Raw genomic sequence first — 20,012 nt, forward strand, 5'->3', positions numbered from 1 at the left:
AGCGCAGGAACCGAGAAGGCGCAGGCTTCAGCTTTGGAGTACAATGTGTAATATACTCACTTCAGGCCTCCTGAGACGGGTAGCGTGCTGACAAGTTGACAGTTGTCAGCGGCGATATGTCATGATGAACGGACTGAGCGAGCGGGCACGCCTCCAAACGTGAAATTTTTACACTCGCTCGCCCCTTTACCTTAGATTCTGAAGTCCGGCGACGTAGTACACCAAAAACGCCGCACCTTCCCGCCGAACTGGAGAAGAAGTTGAGTAACGTAAAAGCATGGATTATCGGTTGTTCAGCCGTCGCCGTTTTGGGCGGCGCACTGGCGCTTGGCGTGGCAGTGAACGAAGGCCGCTTGCCGACAGGAACCAGCGTGAACGGCGTGGATGTCAGCGGCCTGAACCAAACTGAGGCGCTGGCCAAAGTCAAGGCGACCATCAAGGTGCCGCAGGTAAGCGTCAAGGCTCCCAGCAACAGTGCAGCCAGTAGCAGCGCGGCCAGTCAGGTAAGCGCCCCCCAAAGCTGGACGCTGAGCGCCGACAAGTTGGGCTATCAGGTGGACGCAAACAGCAGTGTGGCCGCCGCCTTTTCGGACGCCGAGAACCGCAACCTGGTACAGAAAGTTCAAGACCTCGCCGGACAGATTGCGGGCCAGAGCAGCGCCCAGAACTACCCACTCAAGATCAGCGTGGACGCCAGCGTGGCCAAGAAGACCCTTGCGGATTTGACGGCTTCCCTCAACACCGCGCCCAAAAGTGGCAAGATTTTCTTCGACAAAACCCGCTACGCCATGACCCCCGACACGCCGGGCCAGAAGATGGAAGTGGACACGGCAGCCACCGCTTTTGCCAATGACCCCAGCTTGCGCGAAATGACCATCAGTACCGTGCCTTGGATTTCGTCTGATAGCAGCGCCAAATTGCAAGCGCTGGTGGACAAAGGCAACGCCCTGCTGCGCCCCATGACCGTGCAGCTCGGAGACAGCCAGCACACTGGCGTCCTCAGCGCCTTGCAAGTCGCCAATTTGTTCTGGGTGCGGCCCAGCGGCTTGGAACTCGACAAAGTCGCCATGAAGCAGAGCCTCAAAACGCTCAGCAGCTACCTCGACGAACCGGCCCAGAACGCCCGCTACGCCAACCAGGGCGGCAAATTGGTGCGGGTCAAAGAGCAGGCGGGCTTCGTGACCGATCAAGCGGCGGCGCTCGCGGCCCTCAGCAAAGCGGTGCTTGATCCCAGCGTCAAGACCCTCAGCTTGCCGAGCAAAACCCAGCAGCCAAGCATCACCGTGGCGGCGCTGCCTGACCCCAACAAACTCACGCTGATGACCACCGGCGTCAGCACCTATTACCATTCCAGCCCCGAGCGGCGCACCAATGTCGCCAACGCGGCGGCCAAAATTGACGGCGCGGTGGTGGAAGCGGGCGGCGTCTTTAGCTTCCTCAACACGCTCGGCAGCATCAGCGAAGGCAACGGCTTTGTCGGCGGCCTGATTATCAGCGGCGGGCGCACGGTAGACGGCCTCGGCGGCGGCGTGTGCCAAGTCTCGACCACCACCTTCAGGGCACTGTATCAAGCTGGAATGCCCATCGTGGAGCGCAACCAGCACTCTTACCGGGTGGGCTACTACGAGCCGCGCGTGGGCTTTGAAGCCGCCGTCTATGATCCCGGCGTCGACCTCAAGATGAAAAACGATACCGGCGGCTTGATGCTGATCCGCACCGTCAACAACAACGCCCTCAGCCGCCTCGAAGTGCAGGTCTGGGGCGTGCCGCAAAGTCGCACCGTCAGCGTGTCGGGGGCCACCATCCTCAGCAGCACGCCGCACCCCGCGCCCAAGTACATCGTCAATTCGAGTCTGCCGCGCGGCGCGAGCAAGCAAGTCGACTGGGCGGCCAACGGCTACAACCTCTACATCACCCGCACCATCAAAGACGCTTCGGGCGTGCGGACAGACCGTGTGGATACCCTTTACAAGCCCTGGCAAGCCGTGTACGAAATGGGGCCAAGCTAAACGAAATTTGAGTGCAAAGAAAGCAAAGGGGCCAACCGGTAGAGGTGGCCCCGCCTTTTTTGGATGGCCGCTTAACCCGCCTGCTCCGGCTCAAAGTCCTGACTGGCCAGCACCACCGACGTTTCCACTTGCCGGTCTGGAATGTTCCAGAAGGTTCGCAGCAAGGCATTCTTTCGGCTCTCCGAAACCAAGGCGAAGCCGTGCCTTTGGTAAAACCGGATGGCCCACGTCGCCGCTTGCCAAGTTCCGATCAAGATGGGCTTGGACGTTTGGGATGTCAAATCTGCGAGAAGCTGGCCGCCGATGCCCTGACCCCGCTGGGCGCTGCGGACGTAGGCGTGGCGAATCAGATTGACCTCCCCCTTGTCTTGGATTCCCATCACGCCGGTCACCCGCCCCGCGTCCACTCCGTCACCCTCAACCCAGCAGCGGAAGCGCACACCGTCCGCGATTTGCCCGGTTAATTCCGACTCGCTCATATAAGGTTCAACCCAGCGGTCTGCCGGAATGATGCCCTTGTATGCGCTGGCGGCGTCGTTGATGACCGCGTAGATTTCGGGCAGGTCACTGGCTGAGGCGTCCCTAATCATTTTGCCTCGCCAGTGCTGGAGCGCAACACCAATTTCGGCTCGAAGGTGCGGACGCGCGGTGGCCCCCGGTGCCCACTCAAACGCGAGAGCAGCAAGGTGGCCGCTTCGTAAGCCATGGCTTCCACCGGCTGGTGCAGTGTGCTCAGGCCACGCGCCGCCGCCCATGGCTGATCGTCAAAGCCCAGCACTTTGAGCTGCGTGCCCACCTTGAGGCCGCGTGCGTGTGCTTCGTCGAGCACCGCTCCAGCCAGCAAGTCGGCGGACGCGAAAACGGTGGCGGGAAATTCGGCCCCGTCGAGGAAGCGGGCGGCCACCGTGCGGGCAGCGTGCGGATCGAATGAGCTGGTAAGTTCGGCGGTGGTGGAGCGCCCAGCCGCCGTCAGAGACTCGTGAAATCCGGCGCTGCGCTCCTCGAACACCCGCGAGGTAAAAATCTGATCCAGCTCGGTTTCGACCCAAATAGCGTAGAGGTGGCCCGCTTGTTGGGCGACAAACTCTCCGGCCAGCACGCCGCCGAGGTGGTTGTCCATCCGGGCGCAGTCCACGCCTTCGGCGTAAGCGTCCACCAACACCACCGGCTGCTGATCGCGCAAGCGGTTGTCGGTAAACATCTGGGTCAGGTTGTAGGTGGCCATCACCAGCCCGTCGGCTTGGTAGGCCAAAGTGTGGCTGCCCAAATAGCGCTCCAAGCGGGCGCGGTCGAGCAGCGGAAAGATCGCCACGTCGTAACGGGCTTCTTGAAAAGCGGCTTCGAGGCCGTCGAGCAGCCGGACATAAAACTCGGTGGTCACGACCGGCAGCAAAATACTGATGGTGTACGACTTGCCGCCCGCGATCCGGCGGGCGTGGGGATTGGGAACGTAATCGAGTTGGTGAATGGCGCTGAGCACCGTTTGGCGGGTGGAATCGCGCACGGCGGCGTGGTTGTTCAGAACCCGCGACACCGTGCCGACGCCGACGCCCGCCAGACGCGCCACGTCTTGAATGGTTGGTTTGTGCATTGGCGGCATTCTAACCCCAGAACGCGGCGGCGTGGAAGCAGCTTCCAAAGGCATTTAGAGTGGGAGGGGACAAAGGCCAGCCGGTTAGGGCGCAAAATGCGGACAAAGCCGGTGAAGCTGAAACGAAGGAAGTGAAGATGACCGAAGTTGAGCACACGCCCACCCAACCCAGCCGCGATGGCCACGCCAGTGGGAGCAGTAGCCACAGCCGTCCTTGGTATGTCTCGCTGCTGTTTGCGCTGGCAGCCGTTGCCCTGCTGCTCGGCGGCGCGTGGGTGTACGCCCGCTTGCAAAGCCCTTTTCCCTTTTTCGGCACCGCCTACACGCCGCCGCTGAGCGCTCCGAGTTTGTCCGGCACCGATCAAAGCGGCAACGCCTACACCTTTGCGCCGAACGGCAAAACCACCGCGCTGTTTTTCGGCTTCACCCATTGCCCCAACATCTGCCCGCTGAGCCTGACCTATTTGAATCAGCTGCGTGAGACATTACCCGCCGCCGAGCGCCAGAACTTTCAAATCGTGTTCGTCAGCGTCGATCCGCAGCGCGACACGCCGCCGCTCATCAAAAGCTATCTCAGCTTTTTCGGCAATGCGGTGGGCGTGCATATTCCCGAACCCCAACTGGCGAAGGTGGCGCTGAGCTACGGCGCGGCCTATACCAAAGCCGACATCAAAGGGCCGGACGATTATCAAGTCAACCACACCACCGCCACTTACCTGATCGACAAGCAGGGCAAAATCCGCTTGCTGTGGGACTACACCCAGTTGCCGCAGCTCAAGCGCTTAGAGGCCGACGTCAATGAGGTGATGCGGTGAGCTTGGCTGCTGCTCCCAGCGGCCTTGACGCCAATAATCTCAGTCCCAGCCTCAGTGAGTTGCTGGCCCTGCGCTTCGACGCTTGGGTCTGGCTGCCACTGATTTTGGTGGGCGCGTGGTACTTCGTGGCCTTTGCCCGCAGCCGCAAAACAAGTCCTAACGCTTGGCCGATCTGGCGGGCAGTGCTGTTCGGGCTGGCGCTGATCTGCACCGTGATCGTGACCCAGAGTCAGGCGATCACACTGACCCTCAACAGCATGGCGCTCTACATGGGCCGCCTGATGGTGCTGGCCGAACTGGTGCCGCCACTGGCCGTGCTGGGGATGCCGCGCCATCTCAAGATTTCGCGTGAGTCCGCGCTGGGCCGCGTCCTCAGCGTCATCCTCGATCCGTGGGTGGTGCTGGCGCTGTGGGTGGCTATCCTTATTTTCTGGAATATTCCAGCTGGATTTAACGCCAGCATCGTCACCAACACGGCCGGCGCACTCCTGCCAGGCTTGTACCTGCTGGGCGGCCTGCTGGTCTGGTCAGTGATTTTGCGGCCCCTGCCGAGCATTCAGGGGCGCAGTTTGGGCAACCGGGGCTGGTTCGGGCTGCTCAGCGGGCTGCCGATGATGGCGGTAGCGGCGGTGTGGCTGTATAGCCCCAAAGTGCTGTACACGCCTTACGTGAGTGCGCTGTGCTTGTGGAACCTGACTCCGCTGCAAAACCAGAGCATCAGCGGCTGGATCATGATGCTGGCGGGCCTGCCGGGCATGGCGGTGGCCTTGGTGCAACTGATGGGCTGGCTGATCGAACTCGCCGACAGCGGCACGCAAACGCCGCCTCCGCCCACCGCCTAAACTGCAGACATGTTTCCCACCCCAGCCCAAGCCGAGCAGCTTCTTCGAGAGGCCGAAGCGCTCAATCCCGGCGGCTGGGCGGCGCACTCGCGCTTTGTGGCACAGGCCGCCCGCGCCATAGCCGGGCATCATCCTGACCTCGATCCTGTGCGGGCTTACGTGCTGGGACTGCTCCACGATATTGGACGGCGGACTGGCCCCAACCAAGACCGACATATTTTGGATGGCCATGACTTTTTGCTCTCGCTCGGCTCCCCCGACGCCGCCCGCATCGCCCTGACCCACAGCTTTCCAGTGGCTGATCTGGCGACCTTACAGGGCGAGTGGGACGGCACCGCTCAGGAGTGGGCGCGGCTGAGTGAGCTGCTGACCGCCGCCCAGATCACCGAAGAAGACCGCTTGCTACAACTTTGCGACGCGCTGGCCCTGGCGGATGGATTTTGCACCGTGCAGGAGCGTTTGGTGGACGTGACCCTGCGCTACGGATTTAACGCGGCGACGCCGCACAAATGGCGGGCCATGCTCAAACTCAAAGCCGACTTTGACGTCAAATGTGAAAGAAATGTGTACAGCTTGCTGCCAGGATTGGTTGAGCGCCTGACGCAATGACCGGATTGACACAATTAACAAAAGAGCCAAAAAATGGGTCTGATGCAGGCGGTGTGATGAATTTGACATTTTGAAAGTGACCTGCAAGAGTTCTGTAGGTCACTTTCAGGCAGACTGGGCATTAAGGAGAACTAAAATCATGCACCAGAAGTTCATCAGCCCAGCATCCTTCTCGCGGGCGCTGTGTCATCTTGTGGCTTTGGGAACGTTATCGGCCAGCGAAGCCGTCAAATACCGCAGCGGTGTAGTGCCGCACGATTTTCAGTTGCTGCTGCCGCACGGCGCGGTGATGCGCCACAGTCCGGGCGGCTACGTTATTCAGGGCGGCAACCCCGGCGCGTTTCAGGCCGACCTGGCCTGGGCGCTGGCCTGAAACTTCCAACTTGGTTAGGGCTTAGAGCAGTTCTCCAAATTACGTCACCGGAATAGCGGCCTCCCGGCGACCCCATTGTCTTGTGCACAGCGGCACCCATCGGGCCTGCCCGCCTCCGTCCTGCTCGCTGTATTTCACTCCCGCTGGTCGGTCATAAGAATAGTATTTTTATGACAAATGCTTTAGGCGGTGACGCCTTCAGCGGAATAAGTATCAGCCGCCAGCCAAGCCCGCGCCACCGGATCACTGAGCAGCGCCACATTGACCCATTCGCCTTCGGTATTGGCCGAGAGCTTGAGCCGCACTTGCAAGTCAGGGTTAAGCTGATAAAAGCCCGTTTTGACGCGCTGCCACAGTTTGCGGGCTGGTTGATAATTGCTCCCTACTTCGGCGCGGGCCAGCACATGATTAAAGTAACTGCGCTTACGCCGCGCTTCCCTCAGCACACTCTCTGCGAAGGAGTCCAGGTTGAGCTGCAAGCTATCCACGTAAAAGCCTGTTCGGCGCTTGTGCAACTCAGCTTCATTGAGCGGCGGATCTTGTAAGGTCGAAGCGTAATTTGGCCCCAGCGCCAGCATCATGCTCAGGAAATAGTATTCTGCGCCTTCCGGCATTAAGCGCACCAATTTGTCGCTCACCAGCACGTCCAGCGCGGCGGGGCGCACCCGTGCGTAGATCAGGCCGAGGCTGCGCTGAGCATACTGGGCGTCCTGCGCGGCGCGGCTGAGGGCCAGTATCTGCGGCGTGCGGCCAAACACATCGGTCTGGGTCACGTCGGCTCCGCGCTCCAGCAATGCTTCTGTCAGCGCCAGATTGCCCGCCAGTACCGCCAACATCAGCGGCGTCAGGTTTTCGGGGGTGCGGTGATCCACGCCGTATTTGTCGGCGTCACTGAGTACCGAGCGCGGGTTGGCTCCGGATTCATAATTTTTGCGGTATTTGTCAGCCACCGCTTGCCACTGAATCTGGCGGTCTTTGGCATTGTTGCGCAAATACGCCTGAGCAGGCTTGATTTTGAGGTCACGCAGCTCGGTCAGCAAACTCTCGGAGCGGTTCAGCACCGCGAAATCCACCAACGAGCGGGCCACTTTGGCGTCACTCGGCTGGGTACGCACTTCATTTTCCATCCGGCGCAAGACTTCCGGCGTCCAGACTTCCCACGGCACCGGCTTTTGCTGCAAAATTCGGCGGCGAATATCACCGGCCTGCTCTTTTTTCCCTTGCAATTCCAGCTTGCGGGCCTCGCGCTCCCAGTCGTCGCGGCTGGCCTTTTTGACCTGGAGCTGCTCGGCTTCGTCGCCCAGCTCCACGCCCAGCAAGCTCAGCAGCGGGTGGCGGGTGTCAGCTTCAATCAGGGTCACGCGGCGGACGGCGCGGGTCACAGCCACATACAGGGCATTGACATAAAACTTGTAGATTTCCAGGGACTTATCGGTTTTGTCTTTGGCGCGGCTGTATTTGAGGTTGTCTTTTTGCAAATCAGCCAGTTCAACGCCCTCGGTGATCTGGCGGTAGGTGGCCCGCTCACCGCTGATAAAGTTGTACAAAATGATATTGGGATATTCCAGGCCCTTGGCTTCGTGAACGCTGAAGACCAGCGGCGTGCCAAAGACTTTGCGTGCCCCGGCTTTGTCGCTGTCGCGCAGCACCAATACAGCGTACTCGGTGCTGTCACGGGTCTGCTCATCAAGGTGCTTTTTGACCCGTACATCATCCGGCAAGAAGGTTACGCTGCCCGCTTCAGCCGCCACCGCCTCCACCAAAAAATTACTTTCGCGGTCAATGCTGCCAAAGCGGGCGTGCTTGATTTTGAGCAGATCATTGGCGACCCGCGTGACCTGCGAGGCGTTGCGGAAATTGGCCCGAAGAACATTGATGGCTTGCCGCTCAGCCAAAGCGGGATCATTCCACAGCAGCGTTTTCACTGCCGCCCACGAAAAGAAATTGGGGTGGACAATCTGGTTGCTGTCGCCGCACAGCAAAAACTGGCCGGGCACTTTAAGGCTTCTGAGAATCAGCGCAAGTTGAGCCGCCGTCAGGTCTTGTACCTCGTCCACCACCACAAAGTCCACACTGGGCGAGACCTGCGGCAAATACTCGGCGGCCAGCAGACTGGAATCGTATAAGCGTGCCTCGGCCAGCCAATTCAGGTAATTTTGAAAGAACTGGTCAATCAGCGGACGCTGCTCGGCGGCGTAAATAGATTGCCGCACCCCCAGCCCAAGGTACGCTTCACGGCTCAGCGGGCCGCTCGGCGAACTGCTCAGCACGCCCCGAAACTCCTCAAACAGTTGGTGGGCGTCGGTGAAGCTCAGATTAGGTTGCCGCACAAACCAAGTTTGAAAATCCTCAAAGCGCACTTCACGTCCCCTCGGTACCCGAATGGTGGACAGGTAATCTTTGAACGACAAAAACTGCACGTCTTGGCTCTCATTTTCAAAGCCGTGCGCGGCGTACAGCTCAGCGGCGCTTTGGGCCAGATATGGTGAGAGCGTGACATACAGCACTTGGCCGGGTAATTCGCGCAGCTTTTGCAGGGTCAGGGCGGTTTTGCCGCTGCCCGCCGACCCCACCAAAATCACCGGCGCAGGCGTGCGGTACACGGCGTCTTGAGTATCGTCAAACGAAATCACTTTGTCCAGCACGTGAAATTCGCGGCGGCTGGGATGCAAATAGCGCACTGGATGGGCGCGAGCGCTGATCTGTTCGGGGCTGTCGGAATCGGCGGAAAGCAGCTTGGCCTCGTCAAACTTGCCGGAATCCATTTTGCTGAGGTCGAGCGCCGCTCCGCGCAGAAAACGCGATTTCTCGTAGGCGTGCTGGTGAATGACTTCCAGCGCCAGACAGATTGTTTGCGAATCGTGCTTGACAAAAGTGAGCAGCAAGCGGTTGGTGTCGTCCAATTTGGCGCGGTAATACTGACCTTGGGCAAGCTTTTTGATGTCTGGGGTACGGAAATCGTCACGCTCTACCGCTTCACGCACTTTGGCAAGCTGTTTTTTAACCTTACTGGCATCAAGGTCGTGGTAAGTCATAAAACGCATGGGTTTCAGTTTGGCACACAGCAGCGCAAAGGGCCGCTCCATTCCTCAGCGGCCCTCCTCTACCCAGTTTTGAGGCGCTCTAGAACTGCGCCAGCACTTCTTCCAGCCGCACCTTTTGGGCGCTGAAATCAATGACGCGGCGGCGTTCTTCCTCGGTCACTTCGGCGGGGGCGCGGGCCACAAAGGCTTCGCTGCTGAGCTTGCCCTGCGCCTGCTTAATCTGCTTGTCCAGCTCAGCCAGGCGCTTTTTCTGCTTGCCCAGCCACTCGGCGGTGTCCACCGTGCCGTCGAGTGGGGCGCGGATAATCACGCCCGCATCCACGGCGCTCAGCGTGCGGCCCGAAAGCTGAGGTACCAGCGTCACGCGAGCAATGCCTTCCACCACGCGGGCGTTGTCGCTGACCAGGCTGGCCGCTTCGCCCTCCACCGCCACTTCCAGGCGGTCTTGCGGCGAGAGGCCCAGCTCGTTTTTGAGGACGCGGGCGGCGCTCACGGCGGCGCGGAGCCGGGTAAAGGCCTGGGCCGCTTCGTCATCTTGCAGGGCAGGGTTGGTTTCCGGCCAAGCGTGAACCGCGACTTGGCGGCGGTGGCCCAGCGCCTGATACAGCTCGGAGGTGATGAACGGCATGAACGGGTGCAGGAGTTTGAGGATGTGTTCCAGCACCAATTTCAGCGTCGCCAGCGTGCCGATGTTCGCCGCACTCATGCTGGGCTTGGCCGCTTCCAAATACCAATCGCAGTACTCGTCCCAGGTAAAAGCGTAAATGGTGCGAATCGCCGCGCCAAGGTCGAAAGCGTCCAAGTGCGCTGTGACTTCCGCCGTCACCGCGTTAAGGCGGCTGATGATCCAGCGGTCGGCCAGGGTCAGCAGCTCCTTATGTTCGGCCAGGTGAGCCAGCAGGTCGCCGCTGCGCGGGTTGACCCCTTCCGGCATCTGCGAGGCGGCGCGGACATACGGGGCCAGCAGACCGTCGTCGGGCAGATCGGCGGCCACTTCCGAGAGGCGCAGGCGCACGAAGCGGGCGGCGTTCCAGAGTTTGTTGGCAAAGTTGCGGCCCTGCTCGTAGCGGCGGGCGTCGTGGCGGATGTCCTGACCGCCAGTGCTCAGGTAAGCGAAGGCGAAGCGCGAGGCGTCCACCCCGTATTGGTCAAAGAGTTCCAGCGGGTCAATGCCGTTGCCCTTGCTCTTGGACATTTTCTGGCCCTTGCTATCGAGGTACAGGCCGTGCAGCATGATGGTATTGAAGGGAGCCTTGCCGGTCAGGCCGTAGGCGGCCATCTGCATCCGGGCCACCCAGAAGAACAAAATGTCGTAGCCCGTGACCAGCACCTGCGTCGGATAGAACTTGAGGAAATCTTCGTTGCCCGCGTCAGGCCAGCCGAGGGTGGAAAACGGCCACAAGTTGGAGCTGAACCAAGTGTCGAACACGTCGGGGTCACGCTTCAAGGTGAGGTGGGCATACTGCGGGTCGGCGTCGCAGTCCAGATCCGGATTTTCCGGCGAAGGCACGTAGATGTTGCCCTGCTCGTCGTACCACGCCGGAATCTGATGGCCCCACCAGAGCTGGCGCGAGATGTTCCAGTCGCGGATATTTTCCAGCCAATCGCGGTTGACTTTGGTGTAGCGCTCCGGCACGAACTGCATTTCGCCTTTGTCTAAGCCCGCCAGCACCTGCTGGGCCAGCGGCTTGACATTGACAAACCACTGCAAGCTGACGATGGGTTCCACCGGGACTTTGGTGCGCTCAGACAGACCAATGGCGGTGTCGTGGTCTTTTTCTTCGACTAAATCGCCACTTTCAACGAGCGCTTTGACCACCGCTTTGCGGGCGGCGAAGCGCTCCAAGCCGCGAAACGGTTCGGGCACCAGATCAGAGGTCAGGTTGCCACTCAGGTCGATCACGCTGGGGCGGGCCAGGTTGTGCCGCTCGCCGATTTCAAAGTCGGTGGGGTCATGCGCGGGGGTGATTTTGAGTGCGCCCACGCCGAAGTCGCGTTCTACGGCGCTATCGGCAATGATCGGAATGAGTCGGTCGGTCAGCGGAATCCGCGCCTTCATCCCGACCAGATGCCTGAAGCGCTCATCTTCGGGATGAACGGCGATGGCCTGATCGGCGAAAATCGTTTCGGGCCGTACGGTGGCGATCAGAATTTCTCCGGCCTCGCCGTTGCTGGCCGCCGCCTGCGAATCTTCCAATTTGTAGCTGAGGGTAGACATCTTGCCCTTGCGGACTTCGCGGTCAATTTCCAGCTCGCTGAGGGTGGTCTGGGCGGCGGGGTCCCAGTTGACGATCCGCTCGCCCCGGTAGGCCAGACCCTCGTGGTAAAGCTTGACGAACTGATGCCGCACCGCTCGCGAAAGCCCCTCATCCATGGTGAAGCGCTCGCGGGTCCAGTCGGCGCTGACGCCGAGGCGGCGAAGTTGATCCAAAATGGTGCCGCCCGATTCGTTTTTCCAGCTCCAAACTTTTTCCAAGAAAGCCTCGCGCCCCAGGTCGTGCCGGGTCACGCCGCCGTCACGGAGCTGCTTTTCCACGACCACTTGCGTGCTGATTCCGGCGTGATCCATGCCCGGCAAGTACAGCGCTTCAAAGCCCGCCATGCGCTTGTAGCGGGTCAGGGTGTCGATCAGGGTGTTGTCTAAGGCGTGCCCGAGGTGCAGGCTGCCGGTCACGTTGGGCGGCGGAATGACAATGGTGAAGGGAGGCTTGGCGCTGGTGGCGTCAGCGCGGAAGGGTTCTTCAAACCATTTTTTGGCCCAGGCCGGTTCGGTGGCGGCGGGGTCGAAAGCCTTGGGCAGTTCGTTGAGGGCGTCAGGGTTGATGGTATTGGGGTTGATGGTATTGGGTTCAGTCATTGAATTACTCCTGTGGGAAGGAAAGCGTCAAAATTCCAATCTAATTTGGGGTTGCTCAGCGGCACCCAGCGAAACCGGAACAACTGCTCGTCGGCGCGGTGATCCCAGGTTCCGGGCAAGCCAGGCGGCGAGGCGAGCCGAAAGAAGTGCCGCATCTCGCGTTTTTGATGCTCGGCGTTGATCCATACGACGCTGCCCAGATACAGCGGAGCCCCGAAGCCAGTGCGTCCGGTTTCTTCTCGGCATTCGCGGCTGGCGGCCTCGGCAGGTGTTTCGCCCAGTTCCACGCCGCCCGCCGGAACTTGCACGCCGGAGTCGTCGGGGACGTGGTCAAAGGCGAGCAATTCAGCTTCAGCAGAAAGGCGTGTGACCATGCAGACGGCCTTTTCGCGCAGTCGCCTCAGCTGAGCCACCTGCCGAGCTTCCCCCAATTCATTAAAGAGGGTTTGGATAAATTTCTGGTCAACTTCGCTTACCATCACCGCCAACCTCGCAAGAAGGGAAAGACAAGGCGAGGCAACAAAAAACGCCCCATCCGCTGACTGCTGCGGACGAGACGCCGTTAAGGTCATTCCCGTGGTACCACCGCTCTTCCCGCCTCGGCAAAGAGGCAAGCCCTTGAACGCGCTGTAGCGGGCGCACCCGGAGAAGTCTACTGAGCCTGCCGATGAATCCAGCAGAGCTGTTCTTTCCTCATGCTCGCGGGCGACGTTCTCCGGCGGCGTTTCCCAGCTTCTTCTCAGTCTAGCCAGGGGCTAGAGAAGCTTTCTCTGTGGGCGCTCACAGCGGGTACTCTTCCCGGTCACTGCACGGCCGAGTATAGCGCAAAACAGCGGACGTCTCTCACAAAAACCTATGAAATACTCCGCGAATGCGCTTTCTTAACCTCCGCACCCTGACCCTCTCTCTCCTTTTACTGGCCCCCGTAGCCCAAGCCCAAAGCGCCGCTCCAACCACGCCTCTCACTGCCGCGCCCACGAGCCAAACTGCGCCGCTCAAGCTTCCGGCGGGCGTGCAGTTCGTGACTTCTGTTGAGGGCATCAGCGAGTACAGGCTCACCAACGGCCTCAAAGTGCTGCTGGCCCCTACCGCCTCCAATGCGCTGATGACGCTGCACGTGACCTACTTGGTCGGCAGCGTCAACGAGGGCCTGGGCGAAGGCGGCATGGCGCACCTGCTGGAGCACATGCTGTTTAAGGGCACGCCCACCAACAAAGACATTCCGGCCCTGCTGCGCGAGCGCGGAGCCAACGCCAACGCCGATACCCACGCCGAATACACCGATTACCACGCCACCCTGAACGCCACCAAAGCCAATTTAGACTTTCTGACGGGTTTGGAAGCCGACCGGATGGTCAACAGCTTGATTCGGCCAGAAGACCTCGCCAGCGAACTCAAAGTGGTCATCAACGAGTTCGACAACGGCGAGAACAATCCGGGAAATTTGCTGTTCAAGGCCACTCAGCAAGCCGCCTTTGAATTTCACCCGATTGGCCGCAGCGTCATCGGCAACCGCTCGGAAGTCATCAGTGTTCCGGCCAGCAGCCTCAAGACCTTTTACCAGAAGTACTACCAGCCGGACAACGCGGTGGTGACGCTGACGGGCAACTTCGATCCGCAGTACGCCTTGGAGCGGCTTGGAGCCACCTTCGGCAAAATCGCCAAGCCGGTTCGCAGCGCCAGCACCACCCTGACCAAGGACTACACCGTGGAACCGCCACAAAGCGGTGAGCGCACCGTCAGCATTCGGCGGGTGGGCGCTTCACCGCTGCTGATCAACAGCTACCACGCGCCCGCCGAAACCCACCCCAACAACGCCGCGCTGAGCATGTTGGCGGCGGTGCTGAGCGAGCAGCCCGACGGCAGGCTGTATCAGAAATTGGTCGCCAGCAAGTTGGCGGTGGGCGCGGGCATGAACGTGGACTCGTACAACGTACCGGGCCTGACGAGCTTCGTGGTCAGCCTCGCGCCGGACGGGGACGTAACCAAGGCCAGAGCCGCCCTGCAAGGCGTGCTGGACGGTATCGCCAAAGACCCCATCACCGACGCCGACGTGACCCGCATCAAAAACCAAGTCATCGCTTACATTAACCGCCTCTCCGCCGACCCTGCTGCCACCGCCGAAGGAATCATTTCGGGGCTGCCGACAGGAGATTGGCGCACCTTTTTTGCTCAGCGCGACGCTTTTTTGGCGGTCACGGCGGCGGATGTTAACCGCATGGCGCAGACGTACCTGAAGGCCAGCAACCTGACGGCGGGCACTTTTTATCCCACCCTCAAGCCCGATCTGGTGACGGTGCCGATTGCGCCGAGCGTGGCCGAGACCTTAAAGAACTTCAAGCCGCGTGCCGCGCAGGCGCAGGGCGAGAATTTGAACACCGCTCCTGCGGCGTTGGAAGCCCGCGTAGAGCGACTCACCTTGCCGAGCGGCGTCAAAGCGGCCTACCTGAAAAAGGCCGTTCAGGGCAACCGGGTGCTGCTCAGCCTCAATCTCGACTTTGGCAACGAAGCCAGCGAGAGCGGCGTCCGCACCCGCGACGCGGCGGGTTACATCGACAGCCTGCTGCTGCGCGGCTCCGAGAATCTGAGCATTCAGCAACTGCGCGACCAGCTTGCTAAGCTCAACGCCACCCTCAGCATCAGCGGCGGCTCGACGGGCCTGAACCTCAGCGTAACCTCGCCGCCGGAGAATCTGGCCGCCGCCATGACGCTGGCCCGCACGGTGCTGCGCGAACCGCTGTGGCCCGAAAGCGACTTTGAAGACCTCAAGAGGGGCACGCTCAGCAACTTGGAAAGCGCCAAGACCGAACCCAACGCGCTGGCAAGCGTCGCGCTGGGCCGCGCTTTTATGCCGGAAGGCACCAAGCGTGGCAGCCGTTTTTATGGCCGCACCTTTGACGAGCGCATCGAAGACCAGAAAGCGCTGACCCTGGCCGATGTCAAAGCGGCTTACACCAAGTTGTGGGGCCTGTCGTCGTCGGCGCAGCTCGCAGTCGTGGGGCCACTGGACAAAGCGGTGGTGGAGAGCAGCGTCAGTCAGCTGCTGGCGGGCTGGACTTCCGGCGTGCCGTACCAGCGCCTGAGCAGCCCGCTGGTGATCGCCAAGCCGCAAACCCTGAGCATTCAGGTGGCCGACAAAACCGGCGCGGTGCTGCGGGCCTCGCAAAACTTTGCACTCAAAAATACCGATCCCGATTACGCGCCGCTGCTGATTGCCGTGCAGATTCTGGGCGGTGACGGCCTGTCCTCGCGCCTTGCCGACCGGATTCGCCAAAAGGAAGGACTGAGCTATTCGTCTGGTGCCAGTATCAGCGTAGACACCGATGAAGCGCTGGGCAGCTTCGACGTGTCAGCTACCGCTTCACCCAAAGATTTGGGCAAGGTGGAGACCGCCATCCGCGAGGAAGTCGCCCGCGCCCTCAAGGACGGTTTCACGGCCAGCGAGGTCAGCAAAGTGCAGGCCGCCATTGCTCAGGCCACCGCTGCCAACCGCAGCGACGACGGCAACTTACTGGGGGCGCTGGCTTCGCAACTGTACTACGGTCAGACCTTTGCCGACAGCGCCCAATTGGACGCCCGCATTCAGGCCGTGACTCCGGCCAGCGCTCTGGCGGCATTTAAGAAATACGTCGATCCCAGCAAGTTGGTGGTGGTTAAGGCGGGGAGCTTTTAGAGCGGTAGATTCGAGATCAATTGATCCGCAATAAAAAATGGAAGGCCGCTCGAATTGCAGCGGCCTTTGTTGTGGAGCAGGTTCGTTGCCTCGTCGCTCTCTCACAAGGACAAAGGGTCAATCAACACTTCGCTAAATACACACGTCCAACCGGCTCAGCCCCCGAATCACAAAGCCGCCCACGTACTCCGACGCGGCGGTGGCATCAGTCAGCCGCAGCGTCGGCGCGTGGCGAACCAGTGCCCGCAAGCTGAGGGCCAACTCCAAGCGGGCCAGCGGCGCACCGAGGCAGTAATGTTTGCCCAGCCCGAAGGTCAGGTGCGGATTGGGGTCACGGCTCAGGCGCAGCTCGTCAGGCTTCTCAAAGCGGCGCGGGTCGCGGTTACCGCTGGCGTAGATCAGGGCCACTTGATCACCCATCTTGAGCGGCGTGCCGTTCCATTCCAAATCCTCCAACACGTAGCGCTCGAACATCGGCAGCGGGGTATCGAAGCGCAGCAGCTCCTCCACGGCGGTGCGGAAGAGGGGCAGGCTGTCTTCGGATTGAGCCGCCTCCACCAGCTCGGCCCACTTCTCCGGTTGCCTCAGCAGCGCCAGCACGCCCGCCGACAGGCCGTTGACGCTGGCTTCATGTCCGGCGTTGAGCAGCAGAATGCAGGTGTCGGTCAACTCGGACTCGCTCAGCTTCTGGCCGCCGTCTTCGACTTGCACCAGCGCGGTGATCAGGTCATCTTTTGGCTCGGCCCGGCGCTGGGCAGCGAGGCGGCGAATCAGGGCGCTGAATTCCACCACCGCACTCTCGGCCTCAGTTTGCTGGTCGGCGCTGTAGTTCGGCTCATACAGCTTGACAATGGCCGCCGACCAGGGGCGCAGCAAACCGCGCTCGGCTTCCGGCACGCCCAGCAGTTCGGCAATCACCCGCACCGGCAGCGGCTCGGCGTAATCGGCCACCACGTCAAAGCTCGGCCCCAACTGACTCAGGTACTCTTCCAGCATCGCCTCGATGCGCGGCTGCAAAGTTTCCACCCGGCGCGGCGTGAAGGCTTTGCCCACCAGCGAGCGCAAACGTGTATGCTTTGCGCCCTCGGAATCGAGCATGTGGTTGCCGTTGAAGGCGTCGAAGTGCGCCTGCGCCGGGTCGGGCGGCGGCCAGCCGAGTTCGTCGCGGGAGTACAGGTGGGTGAGGGTGCGCCCAAAACGCTTGTCGCGCAGGATGCCGGAGATGTCGTCGTAGCGCAGGAAAACGGTCTGCTTGATGGCCGCGTCGTAAAAAATCGGCGTGGTGTCGCGCCATTCCGAGAGCAGCGGGTAAGGATTCTGGACAAAGGCCGGATCGGTCAGCGGCAGAGTGGGGGGCGCGGGAGGCATTCTCCGAGAATAGAGCGGGCGTCAACTGGAGGAGTTAAAACGCTAAAACTTCGCCGCTCCCATTCACAGCTGCGCGTGAAGCGCCCGCGACAACTCGCCCGCCGCCTTGATGCCCGCGTTGAGCAGTTCCATATACTGCTGCGGAGCAATCGGCTGGCCTTCCGCGCCGCCCTGCGCTTCCAGAATCAGGCCCTTGGAGGTGGCCACCACGTTGAGGTCAGCGCTGGCCTGCATGTCCTCGCTGTATTCGAGATCGACCAACAATTCGCCGCCCACGTAGCCCACGCTCACTGCTCCCAACTCGTGCAGCAGCGGCCACTCGCTGAGCGTACCTTTGCGAATCAGGCGGTCGGAGAGGTCGAACAGGGCCGCGTATCCGGCCAGCAGACTGGTCACGCGGGTGCCGCCGTCGGCTTGCAGCACGTCGCAGTCGATAATCAGGGTCTGGTTTTTGAAGGAGCGCAGGTCGGTGACCGAGCGAAACGAGCGGCCCAGGAGGCGCTGAATCTCGTGCCGACGCCCATTTTGCATATTGCGCTCGCGGTTTTGGCGGTCATGGGTGGCACGCGGAAGCATTAGGTACTCGGCCATCAGCCAGCCTTCTTTCTTGCCACGCATGTGGGGCGGCACTTTCTGATCAACGGACACGGTGGCCAGCACCTTCGTCTGACCGAGTTCCACCAGAGCGCTGCCCTCGGCGTAAGCGTTGATGTTGCGGCTGACTTTGAGGGGGCGGGCTTGATCGGCAAAGCGGTCTTGTCTCATCTATTTTGTCTCATAAGGTCTGTCTCATCTGGCAACACTCTCTTGTGTAAGTTGGTTTAACTCGGCGTGTTCGACCTTCACCGTGTGGCCCAGCAAAGCCGCCATCACGGACGCGACCTCGACAGGGTTTCCGGTGGCGAAGTAACGCACCTCTCCAGAAACGTCTGAGGCTACACTTCCCAGCACCTGCACCGTGCGCCGGGCCACTGCCGCGCCGGAGTCGAGCAGCGCGAAGGTGTTCCCAAACTCGGCTCGGATACTACTCGCCAGAAAGGGAAAATGCGTGCAGCCCAGCACCAGCTGGTCGGCTCCAGCAGCGGCAGCGGGCGCTAGAGCCTCACGCAAAGCGGCCCGCGTTCGCGGCGAGTCGGCTTCTCCGGCTTCGACCAGCGGCACCAATTCAGGGTGACTCAGGCGCAGCACCCGCACCCTAGCGGGCACCGCGAACTGCTGAATCACCTCTTCCAAGAGCGCCCCACGCAGCGTGACCGGTGTGGCCAGCACCGCCACCGTGCCGCTCTGAGTGGCCGCCACCGCTGGCTTGAGCGCTGGAACGAGGCCCACGATTGGCAAGGTGTGGCCGTACCGCGCCCGCAAAAAGTCGAGGCTAAAGGCGCTGGCGGTGTTGCAGGCGATCACCGCGCCCGCGCAGCCCTGCTGACGCAACCAATCGGTGCAGGCGGTGGTCAGGGTTCGGACTTCGGCCTCTGAGCGGCTGCCGTAAGGCACGTGGGCCGTGTCGGCCAGATACACGAAATCCTGATGCGGCAGCGCCCGCCTGAGTTCGCTCAGCACGCTCAAACCGCCCATGCCCGAATCGAATACCCCGATGGGCCGCTGAAGTGCGGGAGAAAAAGAGGTCATAGCTCTGCAGAGTCTAACGGTTTGCTGAGCTGACCTTCGGCTGTCTGTTCTCAAGGTATCGTGGAGCCATGTACGGGCTGAACCCACCGCTGAAGACCTTGTTCGCTCTTCTTTGCCTCACTCTTCCGGCAGCCAGCGCCCAAGCCGCCCCAGCTGCATTGCCCTTTTCTTACACCAACTTTCAACTCGGTCTGCTCGGCGGGTACGCAGATGGCCGCAGCGTGCAGGTGTTTGCCAATTACAATAACCTCGCCGGCCCGCTGGGGCTACGGCTGAGTGTGGGCCGCAGCAGCAAGGAGGGCGGTTTTGACGAAGACGCCGACTTGGGCTTACTCGGCACCCTTAGAGAGCAGAGGAAGAGCGGCCTGATCAGCAGCGAGCGGGCCAGCGCCCTCTTTTTCGGTTTGGGGGCGACCTATGACCTCGGCCAGCAAATTCCGGGTTTGGAAACCAGCTTCTACGGCGGGCTGCGCTATGGCCGGTTCAACTCGCGCCTGACCTACAAAGGCGGCCAGTACACCGATTATTCCAGCAGCGCTTTGGGGGTGGGCCTCGGCTCTCAGGCAGCCTACTTGCTGACCAATTCGCTCAGCGTAGTGGGCGACGTGGGAGTAGATCAGTATTCGAGGAGCGGCCCTATCGTCAGCCGTGACGACAGAAATAACACCGACACCTTCAAGCCCGGTGAGGGCGGCTACGACACGATCAATAAAGCCGTCAAGCGCCCCGGCACGGTGCTGAAGGTGATGCTGGGCGTGAGATACAGCTTTTAGAAGGCGGGACACGGCCAAGCTGCCCGGACGCCCCTCACAACCCCGCCTCCCGTATACTGCCTGCATCGTGAACGGAACCATTCAAATCAGCGAGGCGGCGCTCGCCTCTTTAATCGGCCTGACGGCCCACGAAATTCCCGGCGTGGTGGGCATGGCCCCGGCCAACCTCAAAGAAGGCCTCCAGCGCGTGCTGGGCCGTGCTCAGGCCCGTGACGGCGTGGTAATCGTCAAAGACGGCGGCAAGACCAGCGCCGACCTTTACGTGGTGATGGCTTACGGCGTCAACATTCCAGCGGTGGCCCAAAACATCGCCGAGCGAGTCGAACACACCGTCAAAACGCAAGCGGGTCTGGAACTCAGCTCCACTCGCGTTCACGCCGTGGGAGTGCGCCATGTCTGAACTCAATCCGTCCAATGCAACTGAACCGA

16 protein-coding genes are annotated in these 20,012 nt (G+C 61.2%); 8 read left to right on the top strand and 8 right to left on the bottom strand.

Features of this window, described 5'->3' with window-relative positions; all coding sequences use genetic code 11:
• Positions 1 to 260 precede the first annotated feature (260 nt).
• The gene (locus FNU79_RS05970) at positions 261 to 2,009 is read left to right on the top strand and encodes a VanW family protein (RefSeq protein ID WP_143719973.1); all 1,749 of its coding nucleotides are present in this window, start codon (positions 261 to 263) and stop codon (positions 2,007 to 2,009) included.
• Between the two features lie 71 nt (positions 2,010 to 2,080).
• Here the strand turns inward: FNU79_RS05970 and FNU79_RS05975 are convergent, their stop codons facing one another.
• On the bottom strand, positions 2,081 to 2,599 hold the full coding sequence (locus FNU79_RS05975; protein ID WP_143719974.1) for a GNAT family N-acetyltransferase: 519 nt from the start codon (positions 2,597 to 2,599) through the stop codon (positions 2,081 to 2,083).
• Positions 2,596 to 3,600 carry a LacI family DNA-binding transcriptional regulator gene (locus FNU79_RS05980; protein ID WP_143719975.1) on the bottom strand — a complete coding sequence of 335 codons (1,005 nt, stop codon included), beginning with the start codon at positions 3,598 to 3,600 and terminating at the stop codon, positions 2,596 to 2,598. Before FNU79_RS05980 ends, FNU79_RS05975 begins: the two co-directional genes overlap by 4 nt.
• Before the next feature lie 137 nt (positions 3,601 to 3,737).
• Here FNU79_RS05980 and FNU79_RS05985 point away from each other — a divergent pair, with 137 nt between their 5' ends.
• From FNU79_RS05985 to FNU79_RS06000, 4 genes are all read left to right on the top strand, one after another.
• Positions 3,738 to 4,415: an SCO family protein gene (locus FNU79_RS05985; RefSeq protein WP_143719976.1), complete on the top strand. Its 678-nt coding sequence runs from the start codon at positions 3,738 to 3,740 to the stop codon at positions 4,413 to 4,415.
• Complete coding sequence (locus tag FNU79_RS05990; RefSeq protein ID WP_143719977.1) at positions 4,412 to 5,257, top strand: cytochrome c oxidase assembly protein; 846 nt, start codon at positions 4,412 to 4,414, stop codon at positions 5,255 to 5,257. Before FNU79_RS05985 ends, FNU79_RS05990 begins: the two co-directional genes overlap by 4 nt.
• A 9-nt stretch (positions 5,258 to 5,266) precedes the next feature.
• Positions 5,267 to 5,866, top strand: coding sequence for an HD domain-containing protein (locus FNU79_RS05995; RefSeq protein ID WP_143719978.1), 600 nt, complete (start codon positions 5,267 to 5,269; stop codon positions 5,864 to 5,866).
• Between the two features lie 139 nt (positions 5,867 to 6,005).
• Positions 6,006 to 6,239: a hypothetical protein gene (locus FNU79_RS06000; RefSeq protein WP_124867300.1), complete on the top strand. Its 234-nt coding sequence runs from the start codon at positions 6,006 to 6,008 to the stop codon at positions 6,237 to 6,239.
• Between the two features lie 182 nt (positions 6,240 to 6,421).
• On the opposite strand, the gene FNU79_RS06005 is transcribed toward FNU79_RS06000, so the two are convergent.
• The 3 genes from FNU79_RS06005 to FNU79_RS06015 form a co-directional block, all read right to left on the bottom strand.
• Positions 6,422 to 9,283 (bottom strand): ankyrin repeat domain-containing protein, encoded by a 2,862-nt coding sequence (locus FNU79_RS06005; protein WP_143719979.1) that lies wholly within the window; start codon positions 9,281 to 9,283, stop codon positions 6,422 to 6,424.
• A gap of 79 nt (positions 9,284 to 9,362) precedes the next feature.
• The gene (locus FNU79_RS06010; RefSeq protein WP_143719980.1) at positions 9,363 to 12,140 is read right to left on the bottom strand and encodes a valine--tRNA ligase; all 2,778 of its coding nucleotides are present in this window, start codon (positions 12,138 to 12,140) and stop codon (positions 9,363 to 9,365) included.
• Complete coding sequence (locus FNU79_RS06015) at positions 12,137 to 12,514, bottom strand: NUDIX domain-containing protein (protein WP_143719981.1); 378 nt, start codon at positions 12,512 to 12,514, stop codon at positions 12,137 to 12,139. The genes FNU79_RS06010 and FNU79_RS06015 overlap by 4 nt, the downstream gene beginning before the upstream one ends.
• Positions 12,515 to 13,011: 497 nt before the next feature.
• On the opposite strand from FNU79_RS06015, the gene FNU79_RS06020 reads away from it, so the two are divergent.
• Positions 13,012 to 15,813 carry a M16 family metallopeptidase gene (locus FNU79_RS06020; RefSeq protein ID WP_143719982.1) on the top strand — a complete coding sequence of 934 codons (2,802 nt, stop codon included), beginning with the start codon at positions 13,012 to 13,014 and terminating at the stop codon, positions 15,811 to 15,813.
• Positions 15,814 to 15,945: 132 nt separating this feature from the next.
• Here FNU79_RS06020 and FNU79_RS06025 read toward each other — a convergent pair whose 3' ends face one another.
• The 3 genes from FNU79_RS06025 to murI form a co-directional block, all read right to left on the bottom strand.
• Complete coding sequence (locus FNU79_RS06025) at positions 15,946 to 17,181, bottom strand: cytochrome P450 (RefSeq protein WP_143719983.1); 1,236 nt, start codon at positions 17,179 to 17,181, stop codon at positions 15,946 to 15,948.
• Positions 17,182 to 17,244: 63 nt separating this feature from the next.
• The gene (gene rph, locus FNU79_RS06030) at positions 17,245 to 17,946 is read right to left on the bottom strand and encodes a ribonuclease PH (protein WP_143719984.1); all 702 of its coding nucleotides are present in this window, start codon (positions 17,944 to 17,946) and stop codon (positions 17,245 to 17,247) included.
• Positions 17,947 to 17,970: 24 nt separating this feature from the next.
• A complete protein-coding gene (gene murI / locus FNU79_RS06035; RefSeq protein WP_143719985.1) occupies positions 17,971 to 18,810 on the bottom strand; it encodes a glutamate racemase in 840 nt (279 codons plus the stop codon).
• Between the two features lie 68 nt (positions 18,811 to 18,878).
• Here murI and FNU79_RS06040 point away from each other — a divergent pair, with 68 nt between their 5' ends.
• Both FNU79_RS06040 and FNU79_RS06045 read left to right on the top strand, forming a co-directional pair.
• The gene (locus FNU79_RS06040; RefSeq protein ID WP_143719986.1) at positions 18,879 to 19,583 is read left to right on the top strand and encodes an outer membrane beta-barrel protein; all 705 of its coding nucleotides are present in this window, start codon (positions 18,879 to 18,881) and stop codon (positions 19,581 to 19,583) included.
• A gap of 67 nt (positions 19,584 to 19,650) precedes the next feature.
• On the top strand, positions 19,651 to 19,983 hold the full coding sequence (locus FNU79_RS06045; protein ID WP_124867291.1) for an Asp23/Gls24 family envelope stress response protein: 333 nt from the start codon (positions 19,651 to 19,653) through the stop codon (positions 19,981 to 19,983).
• Positions 19,984 to 20,012: the final 29 nt, after the last annotated feature.

Source organism: Deinococcus detaillensis (assembly GCF_007280555.1).
Lineage (GTDB): Bacteria > Deinococcota > Deinococci > Deinococcales > Deinococcaceae > Deinococcus > Deinococcus detaillensis.

What these genes read in the sequence shown, in the direction of transcription:
- FNU79_RS05975 (WP_143719974.1), bottom strand. Translation starts at nt 2,599, where the DNA reads ATGATTAGGGACGCCTCAGCCAGTGACCTGCCCGAAATCTACGCGGTC.
- FNU79_RS05980 (WP_143719975.1), bottom strand. Translation starts at nt 3,600, where the DNA reads ATGCACAAACCAACCATTCAAGACGTGGCGCGTCTGGCGGGCGTCGGC.
- FNU79_RS05985 (WP_143719976.1), top strand. Translation starts at nt 3,738, where the DNA reads ATGACCGAAGTTGAGCACACGCCCACCCAACCCAGCCGCGATGGCCAC.
- FNU79_RS05995 (WP_143719978.1), top strand. Translation starts at nt 5,267, where the DNA reads ATGTTTCCCACCCCAGCCCAAGCCGAGCAGCTTCTTCGAGAGGCCGAA.
- FNU79_RS06000 (WP_124867300.1), top strand. Translation starts at nt 6,006, where the DNA reads ATGCACCAGAAGTTCATCAGCCCAGCATCCTTCTCGCGGGCGCTGTGT.
- FNU79_RS06005 (WP_143719979.1), bottom strand. Translation starts at nt 9,283, where the DNA reads ATGCGTTTTATGACTTACCACGACCTTGATGCCAGTAAGGTTAAAAAA.
- FNU79_RS06010 (WP_143719980.1), bottom strand. Translation starts at nt 12,140, where the DNA reads ATGACTGAACCCAATACCATCAACCCCAATACCATCAACCCTGACGCC.
- FNU79_RS06015 (WP_143719981.1), bottom strand. Translation starts at nt 12,514, where the DNA reads ATGGTCACACGCCTTTCTGCTGAAGCTGAATTGCTCGCCTTTGACCAC.
- FNU79_RS06020 (WP_143719982.1), top strand. Translation starts at nt 13,012, where the DNA reads ATGCGCTTTCTTAACCTCCGCACCCTGACCCTCTCTCTCCTTTTACTG.
- FNU79_RS06025 (WP_143719983.1), bottom strand. Translation starts at nt 17,181, where the DNA reads ATGCCTCCCGCGCCCCCCACTCTGCCGCTGACCGATCCGGCCTTTGTC.
- rph (WP_143719984.1), bottom strand. Translation starts at nt 17,946, where the DNA reads ATGAGACAAGACCGCTTTGCCGATCAAGCCCGCCCCCTCAAAGTCAGC.
- murI (WP_143719985.1), bottom strand. Translation starts at nt 18,810, where the DNA reads ATGACCTCTTTTTCTCCCGCACTTCAGCGGCCCATCGGGGTATTCGAT.
- FNU79_RS06040 (WP_143719986.1), top strand. Translation starts at nt 18,879, where the DNA reads ATGTACGGGCTGAACCCACCGCTGAAGACCTTGTTCGCTCTTCTTTGC.